This is a genomic window from Erwinia sp. AnSW2-5 (genome assembly GCF_045107195.1).
Lineage (GTDB): Bacteria > Pseudomonadota > Gammaproteobacteria > Enterobacterales > Enterobacteriaceae > Erwinia.
The window spans coordinates 244,702-266,751 of sequence record NZ_JBJGXA010000011.1 but is presented as its reverse complement, the minus strand read 5'-3'; the positions used below and the strand labels follow the sequence as shown (position 1 = coordinate 266,751).

Genomic DNA, 22,050 nt, shown 5'->3' with positions numbered 1-22,050 from the left:
GTGACGAAAATGGAATTTCAACCTTTTTACCTTCACACTAACCGGGTGACCTACTTCAATGATTTTTCATCAAAAAATATCGATTATGTGATATCAATTCAGGAAATAAAGCATATATATGATGCTGGCATCTGCTTACAAGAAGGCTTTACGCTGAGTAAACGCGGCGTGTACGAAGTGAATTTCGATATCCGCCAACGTTCTGCATCTGATGCGTATTTCGTGAAACCCTCAGAGGGTAATATTTCAGCCATTCCTATTATACGTCATGTAGAAAGAGCACTTATTGCACACTACAGGAAGTATCATGCTGGTATGTATGTGTTTCTGGCAAATGACGAGAAGTTATCACGTATCTATCAACGTATCGTCAGGAAGCATTTTGCCAAAGGAAATACGTTAGAGTCAGGTTTTCAGCCCAACAGGAGGGGATATGTCATACGTACGCCGCAATGCTATTTATGAACAAGAGCAGGAAGCTGCACTGCAAAAGGCGCTGGAAAGACGCGCTCAAAGATTTCGTGATGACCTTAAAGCAAGAGATGCCATTCTGGCCGCAAGAGCAAAACAGGCCAGCGCTCAGGCAAAACGCACCCAGTAGCGAATAGCGCTGACTTATCACGCTCACAAAAAGCGCCCCTGGGCGCTTTTTTTCATCTTCATGCTCCACCAACGAAATGTGATCCTCCTCGCGAATCCCGCACGCACAACTTGTATGGTAGTACGTTATGAGAGTATTTTTTCACCATTGTTGGCGTACAAGGCGGTTCAGAATGAAAATTGTTAACGCAGAAGTGTTTGTCACCTGCCCAGGCAGAAACTTTGTCACCGTAAAAATCACCACCGACCAGGGACTGACCGGTATTGGTGATGCGACGCTGAATGGCCGTGAGCTGCCGGTGGCGTCTTACCTGAAAGATCACGTGTGCCCACAGCTGATTGGCCGCGATGCGCATCAGATCGAAGATATCTGGCAGTTCTTCTACAAGGGTGCCTACTGGCGTCGCGGCCCGGTCACCATGTCCGCTATTTCTGCCGTAGACCAGGCGCTGTGGGACATCAAAGGCAAAGCGGCCAATATGCCGGTTTATCAACTGCTGGGCGGTGCATCGCGCACAGGCGTGATGGTTTACTGCCATACGACCGGGCACAGCATTGACGAAGTGATGGACGACTACGCGAAGCACAAAGAGCTGGGCTTCAAAGCGATTCGCGCCCAGTGCGGCGTACCGGGAATGAAAACCACCTACGGGATGGCAAAAGGCAAAGGCGAAGCCTACGAACCGGCCACCAAAGGCGCACGCCCGGAAGAGCAGCTGTGGTCAACGGAGAAATACCTCGATTTCACCCCGAAACTGTTTGAAGCCATTCGCGATAAATTCGGCTTTGACGAGCACCTGCTGCACGACATGCACCATCGTCTGACGCCTATTGAAGCGGCCCGCTTCGGCAAAAGCATCGAAGACTATCGCCTGTTCTGGATGGAAGACCCGACGCCTGCAGAAAATCAGGAGAGCTTCCGCCTGATCCGTCAGCACACCGTGACACCGATTGCGGTCGGGGAAGTGTTCAACAGTATCTGGGACTGTAAACAGCTGATTGAAGAGCAGCTTATCGATTACATCCGTACCACCATTACGCACGCAGGCGGCATCACCGGCATGCGCCGCATTGCGGATTTCGCCTCCCTGTATCAGGTGCGTACCGGTTCGCACGGTCCGTCCGATCTGTCGCCGATTTGCATGGCGGCGGCGCTGCACTTTGACCTGTGGGTACCGAATTTCGGCGTACAGGAATATATGGGTTACTCCGAGCAGATGCTGGAGGTGTTCCCGAACAGCTGGCGCTTCGATAACGGTTATATGCACCCGGGCGATAAACCAGGGCTGGGTATTGAGTTCGACGAAAAACTGGCCGCGAAATACCCCTATGAACCCGCCTATCTGCCTGTCGCCCGTCTTGAAGACGGCACGCTGTGGAACTGGTAAGGAGCACAACATGAAAAGCGTGGTCATTGAACGCCCGGGCGAATTGCAGTTGCAGGATCGCCCCCTGCCAGAACCCGCAGCTGGAGAAGTGCGGGTCAAAGTGAAATATGCCAGCATCTGCGGATCGGATGTGCATATCTGGCACGGCCATAACCCGTTCGCCCGCTATCCGCGTGTGATCGGTCATGAATTTTTCGGCCTGATTGATGCAACAGGCAACGGTGTGGACAGCGCCCGCATCGGTGAGCGCGTGGCGGTCGATCCGGTGGTCAGCTGTGGTCACTGCTACCCTTGCTCGATAGGTCGGCCAAATGTCTGTAGCGAATTGCAGGTCATCGGTGTGCATCGCGATGGCGGTTTCAGCGATTACGCCATCGTGCCAGCGGCGAATGCCTATGTTCTGCCGGAGGCAATACCGGACACGCTGGCCAGCCTGGTCGAGCCGTTTACCATCGCGGCCAATATCAGCGCATTCCTCAAGCCTGTTCCCGATGATGTGGCACTGATTTACGGTGCCGGGCCGATGGGGCTGACGGCGATTCAGGTGCTGAAAGGCGTCTACAACGTGAAGACGGTGATTGTCGCTGACCGTCTGGAAGAGCGCCTCACGATGGCACGGGAAAACGGTGCAGACCAGGCACTGAACAACAGCACGACGCCGCTGGCAGAACAGCTCAACGGCGTGCAGCCCACGTTGATTATTGATGCAGCCTGCCACCCGTCAATTCTGTCTGAAGCCGCCGCGCTGGCCTCTCCTGCCGGACGCATCGGCCTGCTGGGCTTCTCTGGTGAAGCCTGCACCCTGACGCAGCAAAGCCTGACCAGCAAAGAGCTGTCGCTGTTTACTTCACGGCTGAACAGTCACCGCTTCCCGCAGGTTATCGCGTGGATGGAGCAGGGATTGATTCAGCCAGAAAAACTGGTAACCCATACGCTGCCCCTGAGCCAGATTGAACAGGCGATGACGCTGTTCGAGAAGGACCCGCGCAGCTGCTGCAAGGTGATTATCAGTATGAATTAACCCTAAAGCCGGGGTGACGCCCGGCAACAACCTCTACCCTACCCATAAAAAAGATAATGTGCGGAGAACAAAAATGTTTAAGAACCTGCGCTGGACGATAGTACTGCTGCTATTCCTTGTTTACATGATTAACTACCTTGACCGGGTGGCGCTGTCCCTGACCGTGCCAATGATTGAAAAAGATCTGATGCTGAATGCGGAAGAGTTCGGCCTGATTTTCGGCAGCTTCTTCTTCGGTTATGCCATCTTTAACTTTGTCGGTGGCCTTGCGACCGATAAATTCGGCCCGACAATCACCCTCGGCGTCGCCGTCGGAATGTGGTCAATCTTCTGCGGCTTTACCGCCCTCGCTACCGGTTTCTGGTCAATGCTGATCCTGCGCGTGCTGTTCGGCATGGCGGAGGGACCGATCTGTGCCTCGGCGAATAAAGCGATTAACGGCTGGTTCCCGAAAAAACAGGCCGCCACCGCGATGGGCCTGCTAAGCGCTGGATCGCCCCTTGGCGGCGCCGTAGCCGGACCGATCATCGGCTACCTTGCCCTTGCCTTCGGCTGGCGCCCGGCCTTCGCCATTATCTGCTCAATTGGCATCGTCTGGATGGTTGTGTGGTTCTTTATTGCCGCTGACAACCCGCTGAAAAGCAAATTAATCAGCGAACGTGAACGCGCACTGATTGCGCAGATGAAAGACGAGCAGCTCAGCCCGGAAGAGGAACTGTCACAGTCGCAGCACGGCTTAGGCTACTACCTGCGTCAGCCGATTATCCTGGTCACGGCGTTTGCTTTCTTCTGCTACAACTACATTTTGTTCTTCTTCCTCAGCTGGTTCCCGGCCTACCTGGTGCAGGCGCACGGGCTGGATATTAAGGCAATGAGTATCACCACCATGATCCCGTGGATTGTCGGTTTCGTCGGTCTGGCACTCGGGGGAATCATCTCGGACAAACTCTTCAAAATGACCGGCAAGCTGCTGCTTTCACGTAAAATTGTGCTGGTGGTCTCGTTAATGGCTGCTGCAATTTGTGTCGCCTTTGCCGGTACGGTAAAAGAGGTCACTTCGGCCGTCGGTCTGATGTCGGTCTCCATCTTCTTCCTCTACATCACCGGGGCGATTTACTGGGCGATTATTCAGGATGTGGTGCATAAAAGCCGCGTCGGCAGTATCAGTGGATTTATCCACCTGATCGGCAGCCTTTCCGGGATTGTCGGGCCAATTGTCACTGGCTATATCGTGCAGCACACCGGCAAGTTTGACAGCGCCTTTGTGCTGGCGGGCGTGGTTGCCGCGCTGGGTGCGCTCCTGGTGCTGTTTGTGATTAAACCGCCGAAGAAACTGGATACTCCGGTGTCCGTCTGATTATCGCGGGTGGGTTTTCCCCCGCAAATAACTAAAAACCAGCCTCATCAGGCGTGATTGTCGCAGCCAGTTTGGACATGGACAGCGCGGAAAAACCGGAGCGTACACGAAGTACGTGAGGATTTTGAGCACTGCCCAGGTTTAAAATGGCAAGTAAAATAGCCTGATGGGTCTGGTTCTAAGGATGCATTATGTTGTCTATTACTACCCTCCCGCCCGATGTAGAACGCCCACAGTACAACCGCCACGCACTGCGTACCCGCATGGTCCACATTGGTTTTGGTGCCTTCCATCGTGCCCACCAGGCCGTCTGTAGCGATCGGCTCGCCGCCGAGCAGGGCAGCGACTGGGGATATTGCGAAATCAATCTTAACAGCGGCGAATTGATTACCGCCCTGCGCCAGCAGCAGCTCTGCTACACCGTGGCCGAAATGGCCGATGACCAGCTGAATCTGCGCGTGGTTGGCGTAGTAACCGCCGCCCTGCACGGCCAGTCCGACGGTATTGAGGCGGTGCTGGAAGCGCTCAGCCAGCCTGACGTGGCGATTGTCTCCATGACGGTGACGGAAAAAGGCTATTGCCACCATCCCGCCAGCGGTGAGTTAAACCTTGATCACCCGGCAATCCGCCATGATCTGGAGCACCCCGATGCGCCGCAGTCGCTGCCGGGCATTATTCTCGCCGCTATTCGTCGTCGTCGCGAACGTGGGCTGGCACCTTTCAGCGTGATGTCCTGCGATAATATGCCGGAAAACGGCCATGTCACCCGCAACGTGATCACCACGCTGGCACGCCAGCAGGCACCGGAACTGGCCGACTGGATCGCGCAGACACTGACCTTCCCATCCACGATGGTCGACCGTATTGTTCCGGCAATGACCGATGACACCCACCACGCTTTACGTGACAAACTGGGCTGTGACGATCCGGTGGCGGTGGCCTGTGAGCCATTCTTCCAGTGGGTGATTGAAGATAACTTTGTCAGCGGCCGCCCGGCATGGGAACAGGCCGGAGCTGAACTGGTGGCTGACGTGCTGCCGTTTGAAGAGATGAAGCTGCGCATGCTAAACGGCAGCCACTCATTCCTCGCCTACCTCGGCAACCTCGCCGGGTATCAGCACATCAGTGACTGCATGACCGATCCCTATTTCAAACAGGCGGCGCGCCAGTTGATGCTGGAACAGCAGGCACCAACGCTGCGCATCACCGGCGTTGATCTGACGGCCTACGCCGACTCGCTGATTGCCCGTTACAGCAACCGTGCCATCAGGCACCGCACCGCGCAGATCGCCAACGATGGCAGCCAGAAACTGCCCCAGCGCTGGCTGGACAGCATTCGCTGGCACCTCGCGCATCACAGCAACTTCGATTTACTGGCGCTTGGCGTGGCCGGATGGATACGTTATGTCAGTGGGCACGATGAACAGGGACAGCCTGTTGTGATCAACGATCCCCTCCGTGCCGAGCTGGCAACACGAGTGGCAGAAAGCGCCGAAGGGGAACCCCGCGTGGCCGCCCTGCTGGGGCTGAAACATGTCTTTGGCGAGGACCTGGCCGGTAACCCGCAGTTTGTACGCCAGGTTAACCATTTCTACCACCTGCTGTTAAGCCAGGGGGCAAAACAAACGGTGCATCAACTGGTTGCCCGCGTTTAACTCTGGCGCGGATGCGCCAGCCTGATTAGACTGAAGGCTTTCACGCCATATGCGGGCAGGCTGTTGACCCGCCGCTAAAGGGAAGTTGCCGAATGTCGACAGTTTATACCATCACCGCCAGTGAGCCGGTCAACCAGCAGATTTATCGTTTTCTGCGTCAGGATATCGTCACCTGTGCGATCCACCCAGGCTCACTGCTGTCGGAAAAAGAGGTGTCCACGCGCTTTAACGTCTCACGTCAGCCGGTACGCGAAGCCTTTATCAAACTGGCAGAAGCTGGCCTGGTGCAGGTTCTTCCGCAGCGCGGCACCTTCGTGCGTAAGATCTCTGCCCGGCGCGTCGCCGACGGTCGTTTTATTCGTGAAGCCGTTGAAGTCGCGGTGGTACGCCGTGCGGCGACTGAAGCCACACCTGTCGGGCTGGCGGCACTGGAACATAATCTGCAATTACAAAAGCTGGCCGCCGATCGCCACGACAGCCAGTCGTTTCTCCTGCTGGACGATGAGTTTCACCGACTGATCGCGCAAAGTATTACCTGTGAACTGGCGTGGGAGACGGTGGAAAATATCAAAGCCACCATGGACCGCGTGCGTTTTCTGACGTTAAGCAAAGTGTCACCGCCAGAGAGCCTGATTGAGCAGCACCGCCAGATTTACCTGGCCTTGTGTGCAAAAGATGCCGACGCCGCTGAACAGGCGCTGCGCCGCCATTTGCAGGAGATGATCTTCTCCATCACCCCGATTGCCGAGCAGAACAGCGACTGGTTTGAGCCGTTTTGACGTGAAGATGCAGGGGACCACTTTGGGCAGGTGCACATCATCGGCACGGGGCGACCGGAAAAAATGGTCGCCCCCTACGGTTCGGGGCAACCTGGGTTCTGTAGCTACCCTCTTTTTCGGTCAGTCCGTTTCACCGACAGAAATCCCATTAACAAGCGTTATCGTCGCAGCGAGTTTGGACGCTGCCAGCGCGCATGAACCGGAGCGTACACACAGTACGTGAGGATTCAGAGCACTGCCAGCGTTCAAAATCGCCAGTAAGATAGCTTGTTTAGGCGATAGTGACGTTTTTCGCGAGATAAACATCCTGCACCGAATTAATCAGCGCCACGCCGTCCTTCATCGTTTTCTTAAAGGCTTTGCGCCCTAAAATCAGCCCCATGCCGCCCGCACGTTTATTGATCACTGCCGTACGCACAGACTCAGCAATATCCGTATCCCCTGCGGCTGCACCGCCTGAGTTGATCATCCCGGCGCGCCCCATATAGCAGTTCGCCAGTTGGTAACGCACCAGGTCGATAGGGTTATCCGTGGTCAGTGCGCTGTAAACGCGATCATCGGTATGGCCGAACTTCACTGCTTTATAGCCGCCGTTATTCTCTGCCATTTTCTGCTTCACGATATCCGCACCGATGGTGGCCGCCAGATGGTTCGCCTGACCGGTCAGGTCGGCGCTGGCATGGTAATCCACCCCGTCTTTTTTAAAGTCGTTATTGCGCAAATAAGCCCACAGCACGGTGACCAGCCCCAACTCATGAGCGCGTTCAAAGGCGGCAGAGACCTCTTCAATCTGACGTCGTGACTGCTCCGAACCGAAATAGATGGTCGCCCCGACGGCAACAGCGCCGAGGTTAAACGCCTGCTCAACGCTGGCGTACAGCGTCTGGTCATACTGGGTGGGATAACTCAGCGTCTCGTTATGGTTGAGCTTGACCATAAACGGGATGCGATGTGCGTAACGGCGTGAGACCGAGGCCAGCACACCATACGTGGAGGCCACGCAGTTACAGCCCGCTTCAATCGCCAGTTCAACAATGTTTTTCGGGTCGAAGTAGAGCGGGTTCGCGGCAAAGGAGGCGCCCGCCGAATGCTCGACGCCCTGGTCTACGGGGAGGATAGAGAGGTAACCTGTCCCGGCTAAACGTCCGGTGTTGTACAGGGTTTGCATATTGCGTAAAACAGCCGGGGGACGATTATTATCGACCATCACCCGATCCACATAATCCGCCCCTGGAAGATAGAGGTTGTCCGCTGGAATAGTCATGCAGCGATGTTGCAAAAGAGAGTCAGCTTCTTTGCCCAATAACTGTACGATGTCCGTCATGATAACTCCTGTTAAAATGTGAGGGGGCCATCAGATGGCCCGCTGGTCAGTTTCTCTGACCTCAACAGGGTGGACCCAAAACCGTCATTAAGGCAAATTGCTGACTCCATTTTTCAGAACGAACCGCACTAAAAAGCGCAGATCAGCGTGGTCACCACCATTGATGAAAATGATGCACCGGGCCGTGCCCGTGGCCAACTTCCAGCGAGTCCGCCTGCTCAAGCGCCCCTTGCAACCAGTGTTTGGCCGCCTGAACCGTGGAGACCCAGTCGTCATGTCGCGGACGCAGTGCCGCCAGCGCCGCCGATAGCGAACAGCCCGTACCGTGCGTATTGCGCGTATGAATACGAGGCGCAGTAAACCGCTGCTCCCGCTGGCGGGTAAATAGCCAGTCCGGGCTTTCCGATTCGCTGAGATGCCCGCCCTTCATCAGTACCGCCTGGCAACCCAGCGCCAGCAGCGCCCTGCCCTGTTCACGCATCTCAACCTCATCGCGCGCCGGATCGCAGCCCAGCAGCGCGGCAGCTTCCGGCAGATTAGGCGTAATCAGGGAGACCTGCGGTAACAGACATTCGCGCAGGGTGGCGACCGCCTCAGCGGAGAGCAGCGGATCGCCGCTTTTTGCCAGCATCACCGTATCCAGCACCACCCAGGGCACCAGGGTGTGTTTCAGCCGTTCAGCCACCACCTCAACGATGGCGCTCTCGGCGAGCATGCCAATTTTGATGGTATCGATGCGCACATCCGACAGCACGGAATCCAGCTGCGCAGCAACGAACGCCGGTTCAATGCGATAGACCGACTGCACGCCCGTGGTATTCTGTGCCACCAGCGCGGTGATCACGCTGGTGCCATAAGCCCCCAGCGCAGAGAAGGCTTTCAGGTCGGCCTGGATCCCGGCGCCACCGCTCGGGTCCGTCCCGGCAATGGTCATGGCGTTAACCCGTTTCATACCCGCGCCTCCGGGTTCAGTTGATACAGTGCATCGAGGAACGCGGGGATAAAGCTACCCGGTCCCTGCGCTGCGGCGGCTGCGCGCTCTCCCGCCAGCGCCACCACGCGGCAAGCGCTGGCGACATGCACCAGGCGGTCACCCGGCAGCGCGGCAAACCCGGCCACCACCGCGGACAACGCACAACCGGTGCCGACCACGCGGGTCATCAGCGGGGACCCGCCGCTGACGCTGAGCGTGCGCACGCCATCGGTGACAAAATCCACGTCTCCGGTCACGGCCACCACCGCGCCCGTTTCAGCCGCCAGTACTTCGGCTGCCTGCAATGCCGCCGTTGACGCATGCTGGCTGTCAACGCCGCGCCCGCTGACCGCCTGTTTTGCCAGTGCCATAATTTCCGACGCATTGCCGCGTATCGCAGCAGGTTTCAGTAGCAGGAGTTGATGACAGAAGGTGGTACGGAAATCCAGAGCACCAACCGCCACCGGATCTAATGTCCAGCCCCGTCCGGCGGCATTAGCCGACTGAACGGCGGCCAGCATCGCCTCACTGCGGCTGCGGGTCAGCGTACCGACGTTCACCAGCAGCGCATCGGCAATGGCACTGAACTGCACGGCTTCGTCTGCATCGATCACCATCGCCGGGGAAGCCCCCAGCGCCAGCAGCACGTTGGCGGTAAAGGTCTGTACCACGTCGTTGGTCATACAGTGGATCAGGGGGGATTGCTGTTGAAACAGCGTCAGGGAATGGGCAACATCAGCGTGGCTCAGGTGTTCAGGTTGGATCATGTTTGCTCCCAACCGGCGATCAAGAAGGCGATGCCGGTCGGGCATCTGACTTCCCTACGCTGGCATTATCCAGTTCAGGTTATGCGGGTTTGTCTCAGCCGGTTCCGGTTAAGGAAGGGCACCCCGAGTCATTAATCGTTTTTTGTTCTCAGTTATGCACTGAGAGAGCGACAGAATAAGGGAGCAGCAGCGGGGTTGTAAACTCATTTGCCCACCCTAGCCCTGCTCCGACACTAACAGCGCCAGGGTATCCGGCTCCAGCGCTTTGAAGATATGTTCGCGATCGGCGGGATAACAGATGTAATCGCCAGGTTCCAGCGTTTCAGGGGACTCTTTCGGTCCCACCAGCGCCCGCCCCTGGGTGACAATAATATGCTCCACAGATCCAGCAAGATGCGGCTGCGACAGGCGCTCAGTACCCGGCTCGGCCATTAACAGATAGATATCACGGCGTGCGCCCGGCGGGCAGCTGGCCAGCAGGATCGCCTGATAGTCCGCTTCTCCGGCTGAGACCTTCATCCCTTCCCCGCGCCGTATCACCTGGGTCTGATTACCTGCCGGTTCGAGCAATTTCGCAAACGGAATATTTAAGGCCACGCACAGCGCCCATAACGTTTCCAGGCTGGGGTTGCCGTTGCCCGCTTCCAGCTGCGAAAGCGTTGATTTGGCGATATTTGCTCGTCTGGCGACTTCAGCCAGCGAAAGCCCGGCCAGCGTGCGTTCCCGAATCAAACTGTGTGCAATTATCGCAATGGGCTGTGTCATCTCTCACCTGGTCGTTCGTTAAAACGAACGAAACGTTCGTGTTGACCCAAGTTTACTCTGCGTTCATTATAATGGCAATTTTGTTCGCCATGGTAAAACGCTTATGATTGCCCGTCATTTTCCATCGCTCAGTGCGGATACGCGCAAAGCCATTTATCTGATCTGCCTGGCGGTTGGCGTGGTCGGCATCTCTTATGGCTCTCTGGCAACCGCCTATGGCTTCCCGCTGTGGGTGCCGCTGTTCTCCAGCCTGTTTGTGCTGGCGGGGGCTTCCGAGTTTATGTTTATTGCCATCATCGCTGGCGGCGGAAATCCACTGGCGGCTGCCGTGGCCGGGCTGCTGGTTAACGCGCGGCACTTTCCTTTTGGCATTGCGGTGCGCGATCTGGTCGGCTCGCGCCTGTCTTCGCTGCTCGGGTGCCATATTATGAATGACGAAAGTGTGGTGTTTGGTCTGTCACAATCCAGCGCGCAGCAGCGCAAAGCCGCCTTCTGGCTGTGTGGCCTCGGCGTGGCCTTTGTCTGGCCGATGGGGGCGCTGCTGGGCAGCGTGATGGGGAAGTTTCTGCCCAATACGCAGGCCATCGGGCTTGATGCGGTGTTTCCCGCCATCATCCTGACGCTGGTGCTTCCGGCACTGAAATCGCGCATCACATTGACGCGCGCCTCCTGCGGTGCCGCGCTGTCGCTGCTGACGGTTCCCTTTACACCTGTTGGGTTACCCGTGCTGTTCTCCCTGGCAGGCCTGCTGGCGAGGAGGAAATAATGCCAGACACCACACTGATTATCGGCGGTATTGTGATGCTGGCCGCAGGCACCTGGCTGATGCGATTTGCCGGGGCCACGCTGGGTAACCGTATGGCGCTGTCTGAAAATGCGCGCAAGCTCTTGTCCGATGCGGCCACCACGCTGCTGTTTGCGGTGGCGCTGGGAAACACCTTTTACGAAGGTGTCCAGTTTGCGGGCATCGCACGGGTGGCCGGTGTGGCTGTGGCGCTACTGCTCGCCTGGCGTCAAACCCCGCTGATCCTGGTGATCCTCGCTGCGGCACTGGTGACCGCCCTGTTGCGCTTAGCCGGGATCCCCTGACGCATAACTGTACGTTATTTTATTCATCAAAGATGACGTGTTTGCGATAAACTCGGCGCCGTTGCCACCCGGCGTTTATGTTGCAGGCGTTTCCCCATGAAAAAAGTTTCCCCCATGAATATCCGTCTTTTTACCGAAGCGGATCGACCATTCTTACGCACGCTGTTTCTTGCCTCGCGCAAAGCCAACTGGACCTGGCTGGATGACAGTCAATGGCAGTTAGAGGATTTCGACCGGGTGACGCGGGGCGAGCGCGTGCTGGTGGCGGAAGAAGACGGCCACCGCATCGGATTTGCCGCTGTCCTGGATAACGATAATTTCCTGCACAGCCTGTTTATCGACCCGGACTGGCAGGGCAGCGGCGCAGGCAGTGCATTATTGCAGGCGGTGCAAAACAGCTTTACCTCCACCGGCGCACTCAAATGTCTGGCGGAAAACCTGCAGGCGCAGCTGTTTTATAAAAAGCACGGCTGGCGTGTGGTGGCCGAAGGCGAAAGCGACCAGGGCGAATATCTGCTGATGCACTACGTGCTGTAACGGCAAATACCGCACTCGTCGGCGCCGCGATTGAGCTGACCGGTTCAGCCGGGCTGATCCCACAGGTTTACAGCGCCTGGCTGGCGATTATGGGCTGTACGTTGCTGCGTCTGATTTCACTAAAATACACAATCGGCTTGCCGTCGATTAAACACAACGGATTATAATGGTGTTTTAGCACTGAAAATGGCCGTAGCAGATGACAAGCAGACCCCCTCATGAGCAGGCAGGCGTAAGTGTACGTGCATACGATATGCTGCAATATCTGATGCGTATCGCGCGCGGTGACCGTTCGTTTACCATTCAGGACACCCTGCTTAACCATCGTTGCAATGTCACACCGGACAATGATTTCACGTTGATTACTCAGCTTTTCGACGGCGGGAAAATTGATTTTGATTATTCGATGGTGGATGGATTTCAGCAGCGGCACGTCAGGCTGGTGTAGCGGTTCAAGACGGACCGACCGGAAAAAAGGTCGGTCCCTACGCAGAATGGCGTATTAAGCGGGGTTATAACGCGCGGAAAGCAATATCTTCCGGGATAACCTCACCCTGCCAGTAAAGTTGCGCCGCAACCTGTGTGGCCAGCTGGCGGTACAATGCCGTGAACTCGCTGTCAGGACGACGCACAACGGTGGGTTCACCATTATCCAGGTCTTCGCGCAGGCTGATATGCAGCGGAAGCTGGCTCAGCAGACGCGTGTGATACTGTTCCGCCAGCTTTTCGGCACCGCCAGTACCAAAGATCGCCTCATGGTGCCCGCACTGGCTGCAAATGTGCATACTCATGTTTTCCACCACGCCCAGCACCGGAACATTCACCTTTTCAAACATCACAATGCCTTTGCGTGCATCGATCAGCGCAATATCCTGCGGCGTCGTCACCACCACGGCGCCGGTCACCGGCACGTTCTGCGCCAGAGTCAGCTGGATATCCCCGGTGCCCGGCGGCATGTCCAGCACCAGATAGTCCAGTTCCGGCCATAATGTTTCGTTGAGCAACTGCATCAGCGCCTTGCTGGCCATCGGCCCGCGCCACACCATCGCGTTATCCTCAGTCACCAGATAACCAATCGAGTTGGTGGCCAGGCCGTGAGCCATAATCGGCGCCATATGCGTGCCGTCCGGTGAGGTTGGCCGCTGATCTTCAACGCCCAGCATATCCGGGATCGACGGTCCGTATATATCCGCATCCAGCAGACCCACTTTCGCCCCTTCCGCTGCCAGCGCCAGTGCCAGATTGACCGCCGTGGTCGATTTGCCGACGCCCCCTTTACCGGAACTGATGGCAATAATGTTTTTTACGCCGTTGACGCCAGGACGATTTTTTACCCGTTGTAGCGTCGCCACATTCAGCGTTAAACGCCATGAAATCGCGACCGCACCCGTCAGACGCAGCAGATCGGCACTGACCGTCGCTTTCAGGCTCTCAAACGGTCCCTGCCAGACAAACGGCATACTCAGTTCAATATGCAGGGTGTTATCCAGCAGCGCACAGTGGCGCAGCGCCTTCAGCACGGTGAGATTATGGTGCAACGTGGGGTGTTCAAACGTGGCCAGCACGCCCATGACAATCGCGCGTAGCGCTTCGGGGGAATGATGCCCCTGGGATGGTGAAGTCATCTGTATTCCTTGATATTGCGGGTTGTTCTGCCTGCATTTATGTCATTGAGCATATCAGATCTGGCCCGAACTGACGTAACCGGCCGGAAAAAACCGCAGGGAGTTGAACCCCTTGTTTACGCAGGGTCAGGCAATCGGTTACCATCTAAACCCCTTTTTCAACAGGTATGAGCTAAGTCTTAATATGACTCAAGTCGCGAAAAAAATTTTGGTAACGTGCGCACTGCCGTACGCAAATGGTTCCATTCATCTCGGCCACATGCTCGAGCATATCCAGGCAGATATTTGGGTCCGTTACCAGCGAATGCGCGGCAACCAGGTTTACTTCATCTGTGCCGATGACGCACATGGCACGCCAATCATGCTGAAAGCGCAGCAGATGGGCATCGCGCCGGAGCAGATGATTGCCGATATGAGTCAGGAACATCAGACCGACTTTGCCGGATTTGATATCAGCTACGACAACTACCACTCGACGCACAGCGATGAGAACCGTGAGCTGTCTTCACTGATCTATACCCGACTGAAAGAGAACGGTTTTATTAAGAACCGCACGATTTCTCAGCTTTACGATCCGGAAAAAGGCATGTTCCTGCCCGATCGTTTTGTCAAAGGCACCTGCCCGAAATGTAAAGCACCGGATCAGTATGGCGACAACTGCGAAGTCTGTTCCGCCACCTACAGCCCGACTGAACTGATCGATCCGAAGTCCGTGGTCTCCGGCGCCACGCCTGTTATGCGTGATTCTGAGCACTTCTTCTTCGATCTGCCGGAATTCAGCGCCATGTTGCAGGCCTGGACCCGTTCCGGTGCGTTGCAGGAGCAGGTGGCGAATAAAATGCAGGAGTGGTTTGACTCCGGCTTGCAGCAGTGGGATATCTCCCGCGATGCGCCCTACTTCGGCTTCGAAATCCCGGATGCGCCGGGCAAATACTTCTACGTCTGGCTGGATGCGCCTATCGGCTACATGGGTTCATTCAAAAACCTGTGCGACAAGCGCGGCGACATCGACTTCGATGCGTTCTGGCAGAAAGATTCGGACGCCGATCTCTACCACTTCATCGGTAAAGATATCGTCTACTTCCACAGCCTCTTCTGGCCTGCAATGCTGGAAGGCAGCAACTTCCGTAAACCGACTAACCTGTTTGTTCATGGCTATGTCACGGTTAACGGCGCGAAGATGTCTAAATCACGCGGCACCTTTATTAAAGCCAGCACCTGGCTGCAACATCTGGATGCCGACAGCCTGCGTTACTACTACGCGGCGAAGCTCTCATCACGCATTGACGACATCGATCTGAATCTGGAAGATTTCGTGCAGCGAGTGAATGCCGATATCGTCAACAAGGTGGTTAACCTGGCATCACGCAATGCCGGTTTTATTGCCAAACGTTTTGACGGGCAGCTTTCTGCTGAACTGGCAGACCCGGTGCTGTACAAAACCTTTACCGATGCGTCCGCCAGCATTGGTGAAGCCTGGGCCAGCCGTGAATTCAGCCGTGCCGTGCGCGAAATTATGGCGCTGGCTGACGTGGCTAACCGCTATGTTGACGAGCAGGCTCCGTGGGTGGTGGCGAAGCAGGAAGGCCGTGATGCCGACCTGCAGGCGATCTGCTCAATGGGCATCAACCTGTTCCGCGTGCTGATGACCTGGCTGAAACCTGTGCTGCCATCGCTGACTGCCCGCACCGAAGCTTTCCTGAATCAGGAACTGAGCTGGGATGGCATTCAGCAGCCGCTGCTGAGCCACAGCATTGCGCCATTCAAAGCGCTGTATGGCCGCATTGAGATGGATAAAGTGAACGGTCTGATTGAAGCCTCAAAAGAAGATGCGGCTGCGGCGAAAGCGCCAGCAACCGGTCCGCTGGCGGATGATCCGATTCAGGACACCATCAGCTTCGATGATTTCGCCAAAGTCGATATGCGTATTGCGCTGATCGAAAACGCAGAATTTGTTGAAGGCTCCGATAAGCTGCTGCGCCTGTCACTGGATGTTGGCGGTGAAAAGCGCAACGTGTTCTCCGGCATCCGTGCCGCCTACCCGGACCCGGCGGTGCTGGTTGGCCGTCTGACGGTGATGGTGGCAAATCTCGCACCACGCAAAATGCGTTTCGGTATCTCTGAAGGCATGGTGATGGCGGCGGGTCCTGGTGGGAAAGATATCTTCCTGCTCAGCCCGGACAGCGGCGCTCAGCCAGGCCAGCAAGTTAAGTAAATTCGTAGGGGTCAGGCATGCCTGGCCCCTACGCCATCTGGGATCTGATCATGCGCAACGCTCTCCTCGTTGTATGGCAATACCTGCGCGCTTTCATCATTATCTATCTTTGTCTCTATGCCGGTCGCGGCCTGTCGGCCCTGCTGCCTGTTGCCATTCCCGGCAGCATTCTCGGTATGCTGGTGCTGTTTGCGCTACTTGCCTCACAACTTCTGCCAATCCACTGGGTCAAACCCGGCTGCCATCTGCTGATCCGCTATATGGCCCTGCTGTTCGTCCCCATCAGCGTCGGCGTAATGAACGATATGGATATCCTGACCGCCCAGTTCGGCCCGATTGTGATCTCCTGCGTGGTGAGCACGCTGATTGTGCTGGTCACCATTGGACTGATGTCACAGCGCCTTAATGACCGCCACCAGCGGCGCACAGGAGCAAACGATGAGTGATATCTGGTGGTCGCTGCCGCTGACCGTGCTGGTGTTTCTTGCCGCACGCAAACTGGCGGCAAAAGTCAAAATGTCGATCGTCAACCCGTTGCTGATTGCGATGGCAGTGATTATTCCGCTGCTGCTGCTGCTGCAAATGCCCTACACGCGCTATTTCCAGGGCAGTGCCCTGCTGAACGATCTGCTGCAACCGGCGGTCGTCGCGCTGGCCCTGCCGCTGTACGAGCAGATGCACCAGATCCGCACGCGCTGGAAGTCCATTCTCAGCGTCTGCTTTGTCGGCAGTATTACGGCGATGGTGTCCGGTACGGCCATTGCACTGTGGTTAGGCGCTACGCCACAGATTGCTGCAACGCTGTTACCCAAATCGGTCACCACACCGATTGCGATGGCCATTTCTGGCTCACTCGGCGGTATTCCGGCAATCAGCGCCATCTGCGTGCTGCTGGCGGGTGTGCTGGGTGCCGTGTTCGGCCATATGCTGCTTAACCTGCTGCGGGTACGCAGTAAATCCTCGCGCGGTCTGGCCATTGGTAATGCTTCGCATGCGCTGGGTACGGCGCGTGCTGCGGAGATCGACTACCAGGAAGGGGCATTCAGCTCACTGGCGCTGGTGCTGTGCGGGATTATCACCTCACTTCTGGCACCGTTTATTTTTCCGTTACTGATGGCGTTATGGGGCTAAAACTTGCGATAAGTCTCGCATTTTGCTGATCAATTTCATTTATTACATTGATAGAGAGATTTAGATCACATATAACTGGCTGCCGGCCCGCTAACATGGGCTGCATTCAGCGAAAGAGGCCCCACTATGCACCCACGTTACCAGCAGGCATTTGCCACGCTACCTACCCTGTTACAAAGCGCACTTCAGCCGATCCTGGCCGCGGATGACTTCGCCGGATTTATGACGGCACAGCAGGCGGATGAGCTGAAAAAACATTGCGGATTTAACGACAGCGAGCTGGCCTTTGCCCTGCTGCCGCTGGCGGCATCCTGCGCGGTAGCCACCTTGTCTGATTTTAAAGTGGGTGCCATTGCACGTGGAAAAAGCGGCGCGCTGTTCTTTGGTGCCAATATGGAGTTTGCCGGTACCACCCTGCAGCAAACCGTTCACGCCGAGCAGAGTGCGGTAACCCATGCCTGGCTGCGGGGTGAAAGCGTACTGGCGTGCATCACCGTCAACTACACGCCGTGCGGCCACTGCCGACAGTTTATGAATGAGCTGAACAGCGGCAGCGGGCTGACCATTGAACTGCCTGGCCGTGCTGCGGCAACACTGGGCGACTATCTGCCGGATTCCTTTGGCCCGCGCGACCTGGCCATCACCACCTTGCTAATGGACGACATCGACCACGGCTTTATCGCTGCCGGAGATGCACTGGCGCAAGCGGCGATTAACGCCGCCAGCCACAGTCACGCGCCTTACAGCAAAGCCTGGAGCGGTGTCGCCTTACAAACCGCCAGCGGCGCGATCTTTGCCGGGCGTTATGCCGAAAACGCGGCGTTTAATCCCAGCCTGCCGCCGTTGCAGGGTGCGCTGAACTTACTCAGCCTCAGCGGACATAGCCTGAGCGATATTCAGCAGGCCGTTCTGGCCGAATCCCCGGATGCCACATTGAGCCAGCAGAGTGCCACCGAAGCCACACTGGCAGCACTGGGTTGCACGCGTTTTACCACCGTTTCGCTGAATAAAGCGTAAAAGAGTCTTTATAATTCGAGAAAGATCGCAGCTTTTGTTATTACGTGTTAACAAAAGCTGTACTTTCAGATGAATTATTTTAGGATTGGCGCCACAACATTCCGATCCTAATAGAGTATGAATTGCATGGAACTCGAATACGAAAGTAAACGACCGCTTTACATCCCTTATGCTGGCCCTATCTTGCTGGAATTCCCCCTTCTGAATAAAGGCAGTGCGTTCTCGATTGAAGAGCGTAATGACTTCAACCTGAATGGCCTGCTGCCAGAAACAGTGGAGAGCATCGAGGAGCAGGCAGAGCGCGCATGGCGTCAGTTCCAGGACTTTAAGAACAATAACGATAAACACGTCTACCTGCGTAATATTCAGGACACCAACGAAACGCTGTTCTACCGCCTGCTCGACAATCATCTGGAAGAGATGATGCCGATCATTTACACCCCGACCGTGGGTGCCGCCTGCGAGCATTTCTCTGAGATCTATCGTCGCGCACGGGGTTTGTTCATCTCTTACCCGAACCGCGCCAACATTGAAGATATGCTGCAAAACGCCACCAAACAGAATGTGAAGGTGATTGTGGTCACCGACGGTGAGCGTATCCTCGGCCTGGGCGACCAGGGCATCGGCGGGATGGGTATTCCTATCGGTAAACTCTCCCTCTACACCGCCTGCGGTGGCATCAGCCCGGCCTATACCTTACCGGTAGTGCTGGATGTGGGAACCAACAACCAGCAGCTGCTGAATGACCCGCTGTATATGGGCTGGCGTCATCCGCGCATTACCGGCGAAGAGTACAACAGCTTCGTTAATGACTTTATTCACGCAGTGAAAAGCCGCTGGCCAAACGTGCTGTTGCAGTTCGAAGACTTCGCACAGAAAAATGCGATGCCGCTGCTTGAGCGCTATCGCGATGAAGTCTGCTGCTTTAATGATGATATTCAGGGTACGGCGGCAGTGACGCTGGGTACATTGATTGCCGCCAGCCGTGCAGCAGGCAGCAAGCTCTGTGAGCAGAAAGTCGTCTTCCTGGGTGCAGGCTCTGCCGGTTGCGGCATTGCCGAACAGATCATCGCACAGATGAAGTCTGAAGGCCTCAGCGACGAAGAAGCCCGTGGCCGCGTCTTTATGGTTGACCGTTTCGGCCTGCTGACCGATAAGCTGCCAAACCTGCTCAATTTCCAGAGCAAACTGGTGCAAAAAAGCGAAAATCTGGCCAGCTGGGACAGCAGCAGCGACTCGCTGTCACTGCTCGATGTGGTACGTAACGCGCAGCCAAACATTATGATCGGTGTATCCGGCCAGCCTGGCCTGTTCAGCGAAGAGATCGTGCGTGAAATGCACAAACACTGCGCACGCCCTATCATCATGCCGCTGTCGAACCCAACCTCTCGTGTGGAAGCCACGCCGCAGGATATTATGGCCTGGACTGACGGTAACGCGCTGGTCGCTACGGGTAGCCCGTTCTCCCCGGTCACCTGGAAGGATAAAACCTACCCGATTGCCCAGTGCAACAACTCCTATATCTTCCCAGGCATTGGCCTTGGCGTGATTGCGTCTGGTGCAACCCGCGTCACGGACAGCATGCTAATGGCGGCAAGCCGGGCGCTGGCAGAGTGTTCTCCGCTGGTCAACGATGGTTTTGGCCCGGTGCTGCCTGAAGTGAAAGATATTCAGGGTGTGTCAAAACTGATCGCCATGGCCGTGGGTAAAGCCGCACAGCTTTCGGGCGTGGCGGTGGTGACCTCCGAAGATGTGTTGTCGAAGGCTATCGCGGCCAACTTCTGGCTGCCGCAGTACCGTAATTATCGTCGGACCTCAATCTGATACGGTGATTTCCCTTCCAGGCGCATAAGACACGCAGCCTGGAAGGGCATATTGCATGAAAAAAGCCCATCCGGCACAGTGTGACTTGCTTCACCTCTCCAGCTCAAGTAGCCTTGAATCCTCTGTCCACCGCTAACCCGAGCGCCATTCAGCATGTTGAAACGCCTGATTTATGGTCTGATTATCATCATTGCCCTGGTGGTACTGACCGCGCTTGGCCTGGATCGCTGGATGAGCTGGAAAACCGCACCTTACGTCTATGACAATCTGAAAGCGCTGCCGCACCGTCAGGTCGGCGTGGTTCTGGGGACGGCCAAGTATTACCGGACCGGGGTCATCAACCAGTATTATCTCTACCGCATGCAGGGGGCGATCAACGCTTACAACAGCGGAAAGGTCAGTTATCTGCTGCTGAGTGGCGACAATGCCCAGCAAAGCTACAACGAACCGATGACCATGCGCCGCGACCTGATTGCCGCGGGCGTGACGCCGTCTGATATCGTGCTGGATTATGCTGGTTTCCGCACCCTGGATTCGATTGTGCGCACCCGTAAAGTCTTTGATACCAACGATTTCATCATTATCACTCAGCGTTTCCACTGCGAGCGCGCCCTGTTTATCGCCCTGCATATGGGGATCCAGGCCCAGTGTTATGCCGTTCCCTCGCCAAAAAATATGTGGAGCGTGAGGATGCGTGAAGTGGGTGCCCGTCTGGGCGCACTGGCCGATCTGTATCTGATGAAGCGTGAACCGCGCTTCCTCGGGCCGCTGGTGCCTATTCCTGCGCGGCATGAAGTACCGGAAGATGCCCAGAGTTATCCGGCCGTCACCCCGGAGCAGCTGCTGGAGATACAGAAGAAGAAATAACAAAGGGCTGACCCGTAGAAAGGTCAGCCCTTATAATTTCTGCACTCTGTAGGGTTCGACCTTCTGTTTCGGTCGAACCGCTATCCCGGTAGAATTATTTCTTACGTGCGTATTTCAGCGAGTCCAGTGCAACGGCGAAGATAATAATGCCGCCCTTGATGATGTACTGCCAGTAAGGGTTAACACCGATATAGGTCAGACCGTAGTTAATCACCGTAAAGATAATTACCCCGGTCACCACACCCGCAACCGTACCCACACCACCGGCAAATGACACCCCACCAACCACACAGGCGGCGATCGCATCCAGCTCATACATAAAGCCGAGGTTGTTGGTGGCAGAACCGATACGGCCCGCTTCCAGCATCCCGCCAAACGCATAAAACACACCGGACAGCGCATAGACCAGAATCAGGTTAAACGGAACGTTAACACCTGAGACGCGTGCTGCTTCCGGGTTACCGCCGATGGCGAAAATGTTTTTACCGAAGCGGGTTTTATTCCACAGGATCCACACCACGAAGACGGCGATAATCGCGTAGAAGGTAATGAATGACAGTTTAAAGTCACCGAAACGCAGGAATCCCTGAGCAAAGGTAGAGAATTTCTCATCAAAGCCCGCGACCGGAGACGCACCGACGTAGTCGTAATACAGTGAGTTAACACCGTAAACGATAATCATGGTGCCCAGCGTGGTGATAAACGGCGTCACCTTCAGGTAGGCAATAATCAGACCGTTGATCAGACCAATCACGGCACCAATCGCACAAACAATCCCGATAACAACGGCAATCGGCAGGGTTTCCAGATGTGGGAACACCTTATTCGCGTTATCCATTGCCTGTAACAGCGTGGCGGCCACTACCGCAGCCAGACCCACCTGGCGTCCTGCTGACAGGTCCGTACCCTGGGTGACAATCAGACCCGCCACACCGAGCGCGATAATGACACGCACCGAAGACTGGGTCAGGATGTTACTCAGGTTCATTAAACTTAAGAACGTTGGATCCTGGATAATAATGATGGCCAGTAATACCAGCAGCACCACATAAATCCCACCTTCTTTCAGCCAGGTGAGCAAACTTTTCTTATTCACTGCTTTCATAGTAACAGCCC

23 protein-coding genes and 1 riboswitch are annotated in these 22,050 nt (G+C 56.0%); of the genes, 17 read left to right on the top strand and 6 right to left on the bottom strand.

Features of this window, described 5'->3' with window-relative positions; translation table 11 throughout:
• Positions 1–9: 9 nt before the first annotated feature.
• The 7 genes from ACFL9S_RS10575 to ACFL9S_RS10545 all read left to right on the top strand — a co-directional run bounded on the left by ACFL9S_RS10575 (position 10) and on the right by ACFL9S_RS10545 (position 6,800).
• Positions 10–465, top strand: coding sequence for a hypothetical protein (locus ACFL9S_RS10575; protein ID WP_405261819.1), 456 nt, complete (start codon positions 10–12; stop codon positions 463–465).
• Complete coding sequence (locus tag ACFL9S_RS10570) at positions 434–601, top strand: hypothetical protein (protein WP_405261817.1); 168 nt, start codon at positions 434–436, stop codon at positions 599–601. Before ACFL9S_RS10575 ends, ACFL9S_RS10570 begins: the two co-directional genes overlap by 32 nt.
• 172 nt (positions 602–773) lie before the next feature.
• Entirely contained in the window at positions 774–1,988 is a 1,215-nt protein-coding gene (gene manD, locus ACFL9S_RS10565) for a D-mannonate dehydratase ManD (protein WP_133841507.1), read from the top strand.
• Positions 1,989–1,998: 10 nt separating this feature from the next.
• On the top strand, positions 1,999–3,009 hold the full coding sequence (locus ACFL9S_RS10560; RefSeq protein ID WP_405261816.1) for a Zn-dependent oxidoreductase: 1,011 nt from the start codon (positions 1,999–2,001) through the stop codon (positions 3,007–3,009).
• 73 nt (positions 3,010–3,082) lie between these two features.
• Complete coding sequence (locus ACFL9S_RS10555) at positions 3,083–4,366, top strand: MFS transporter (RefSeq protein ID WP_405261815.1); 1,284 nt, start codon at positions 3,083–3,085, stop codon at positions 4,364–4,366.
• Positions 4,367–4,557: 191 nt separating this feature from the next.
• Positions 4,558–6,021 carry a mannitol dehydrogenase family protein gene (locus ACFL9S_RS10550; RefSeq protein ID WP_405261814.1) on the top strand — a complete coding sequence of 488 codons (1,464 nt, stop codon included), beginning with the start codon at positions 4,558–4,560 and terminating at the stop codon, positions 6,019–6,021.
• 92 nt (positions 6,022–6,113) lie between these two features.
• Positions 6,114–6,800, top strand: a complete 687-nt coding sequence (locus ACFL9S_RS10545; protein ID WP_405261813.1) for a GntR family transcriptional regulator — start codon at positions 6,114–6,116, stop codon at positions 6,798–6,800.
• Positions 6,801–7,071: 271 nt separating this feature from the next.
• On the opposite strand, the gene fbaB is transcribed toward ACFL9S_RS10545, so the two are convergent.
• The 4 genes from fbaB to ACFL9S_RS10525 form a co-directional block, all read right to left on the bottom strand.
• A complete protein-coding gene (fbaB, locus tag ACFL9S_RS10540; RefSeq protein WP_405261812.1) occupies positions 7,072–8,124 on the bottom strand; it encodes a class I fructose-bisphosphate aldolase in 1,053 nt (350 codons plus the stop codon).
• A 151-nt stretch (positions 8,125–8,275) separates the two neighbouring features.
• Positions 8,276–9,076 carry a bifunctional hydroxymethylpyrimidine kinase/phosphomethylpyrimidine kinase gene (gene thiD / locus ACFL9S_RS10535; RefSeq protein ID WP_405261811.1) on the bottom strand — a complete coding sequence of 267 codons (801 nt, stop codon included), beginning with the start codon at positions 9,074–9,076 and terminating at the stop codon, positions 8,276–8,278.
• Complete coding sequence (thiM, locus tag ACFL9S_RS10530; protein WP_405261810.1) at positions 9,073–9,864, bottom strand: hydroxyethylthiazole kinase; 792 nt, start codon at positions 9,862–9,864, stop codon at positions 9,073–9,075. Before thiM ends, thiD begins: the two co-directional genes overlap by 4 nt.
• Positions 9,865–9,898: 34 nt before the next feature.
• A riboswitch (TPP riboswitch) is annotated at positions 9,899–10,000 on the bottom strand.
• Between the two features lie 80 nt (positions 10,001–10,080).
• Positions 10,081–10,629 carry a helix-turn-helix domain-containing protein gene (locus ACFL9S_RS10525; RefSeq protein ID WP_405261809.1) on the bottom strand — a complete coding sequence of 183 codons (549 nt, stop codon included), beginning with the start codon at positions 10,627–10,629 and terminating at the stop codon, positions 10,081–10,083.
• A gap of 103 nt (positions 10,630–10,732) precedes the next feature.
• Between ACFL9S_RS10525 and ACFL9S_RS10520 the strand changes: the two genes are divergently transcribed.
• The 4 genes from ACFL9S_RS10520 to ACFL9S_RS10505 all read left to right on the top strand — a co-directional run bounded on the left by ACFL9S_RS10520 (position 10,733) and on the right by ACFL9S_RS10505 (position 12,703).
• On the top strand, positions 10,733–11,395 hold the full coding sequence (locus tag ACFL9S_RS10520; protein WP_405261808.1) for an AzlC family ABC transporter permease: 663 nt from the start codon (positions 10,733–10,735) through the stop codon (positions 11,393–11,395).
• On the top strand, positions 11,395–11,718 hold the full coding sequence (locus ACFL9S_RS10515) for an AzlD domain-containing protein (RefSeq protein ID WP_405261807.1): 324 nt from the start codon (positions 11,395–11,397) through the stop codon (positions 11,716–11,718). The genes ACFL9S_RS10520 and ACFL9S_RS10515 overlap by 1 nt, the downstream gene beginning before the upstream one ends.
• A gap of 114 nt (positions 11,719–11,832) precedes the next feature.
• Positions 11,833–12,255, top strand: coding sequence for a GNAT family N-acetyltransferase (locus ACFL9S_RS10510; RefSeq protein WP_405261954.1), 423 nt, complete (start codon positions 11,833–11,835; stop codon positions 12,253–12,255).
• 199 nt (positions 12,256–12,454) lie between these two features.
• Positions 12,455–12,703 carry a hypothetical protein gene (locus ACFL9S_RS10505; protein WP_405261806.1) on the top strand — a complete coding sequence of 83 codons (249 nt, stop codon included), beginning with the start codon at positions 12,455–12,457 and terminating at the stop codon, positions 12,701–12,703.
• Between the two features lie 64 nt (positions 12,704–12,767).
• Here the strand turns inward: ACFL9S_RS10505 and apbC are convergent, their stop codons facing one another.
• Positions 12,768–13,880, bottom strand: a complete 1,113-nt coding sequence (apbC, locus tag ACFL9S_RS10500) for an iron-sulfur cluster carrier protein ApbC (RefSeq protein WP_405261805.1) — start codon at positions 13,878–13,880, stop codon at positions 12,768–12,770.
• A gap of 133 nt (positions 13,881–14,013) precedes the next feature.
• On the opposite strand from apbC, the gene metG reads away from it, so the two are divergent.
• The 6 genes from metG (at position 14,014) to sanA (ending at position 20,934) form a co-directional block, all read left to right on the top strand.
• Positions 14,014–16,095 carry a methionine--tRNA ligase gene (metG, locus tag ACFL9S_RS10495; protein WP_405261953.1) on the top strand — a complete coding sequence of 694 codons (2,082 nt, stop codon included), beginning with the start codon at positions 14,014–14,016 and terminating at the stop codon, positions 16,093–16,095.
• Positions 16,096–16,145: 50 nt separating this feature from the next.
• Complete coding sequence (locus ACFL9S_RS10490; protein WP_405261951.1) at positions 16,146–16,541, top strand: CidA/LrgA family protein; 396 nt, start codon at positions 16,146–16,148, stop codon at positions 16,539–16,541.
• Entirely contained in the window at positions 16,534–17,226 is a 693-nt protein-coding gene (locus tag ACFL9S_RS10485) for a CidB/LrgB family autolysis modulator (RefSeq protein WP_405261804.1), read from the top strand. Before ACFL9S_RS10490 ends, ACFL9S_RS10485 begins: the two co-directional genes overlap by 8 nt.
• A gap of 126 nt (positions 17,227–17,352) precedes the next feature.
• On the top strand, positions 17,353–18,243 hold the full coding sequence (cdd, locus tag ACFL9S_RS10480) for a cytidine deaminase (RefSeq protein ID WP_405261803.1): 891 nt from the start codon (positions 17,353–17,355) through the stop codon (positions 18,241–18,243).
• Positions 18,244–18,369: 126 nt separating this feature from the next.
• A complete protein-coding gene (locus ACFL9S_RS10475; protein ID WP_405261802.1) occupies positions 18,370–20,067 on the top strand; it encodes an NAD-dependent malic enzyme in 1,698 nt (565 codons plus the stop codon).
• 153 nt (positions 20,068–20,220) lie between these two features.
• Complete coding sequence (gene sanA / locus ACFL9S_RS10470) at positions 20,221–20,934, top strand: outer membrane permeability protein SanA (protein WP_405261801.1); 714 nt, start codon at positions 20,221–20,223, stop codon at positions 20,932–20,934.
• A 94-nt stretch (positions 20,935–21,028) separates the two neighbouring features.
• Here sanA and mglC read toward each other — a convergent pair whose 3' ends face one another.
• A complete protein-coding gene (mglC, locus tag ACFL9S_RS10465; RefSeq protein WP_405261800.1) occupies positions 21,029–22,039 on the bottom strand; it encodes a galactose/methyl galactoside ABC transporter permease MglC in 1,011 nt (336 codons plus the stop codon).
• Positions 22,040–22,050 lie beyond the last annotated feature (11 nt).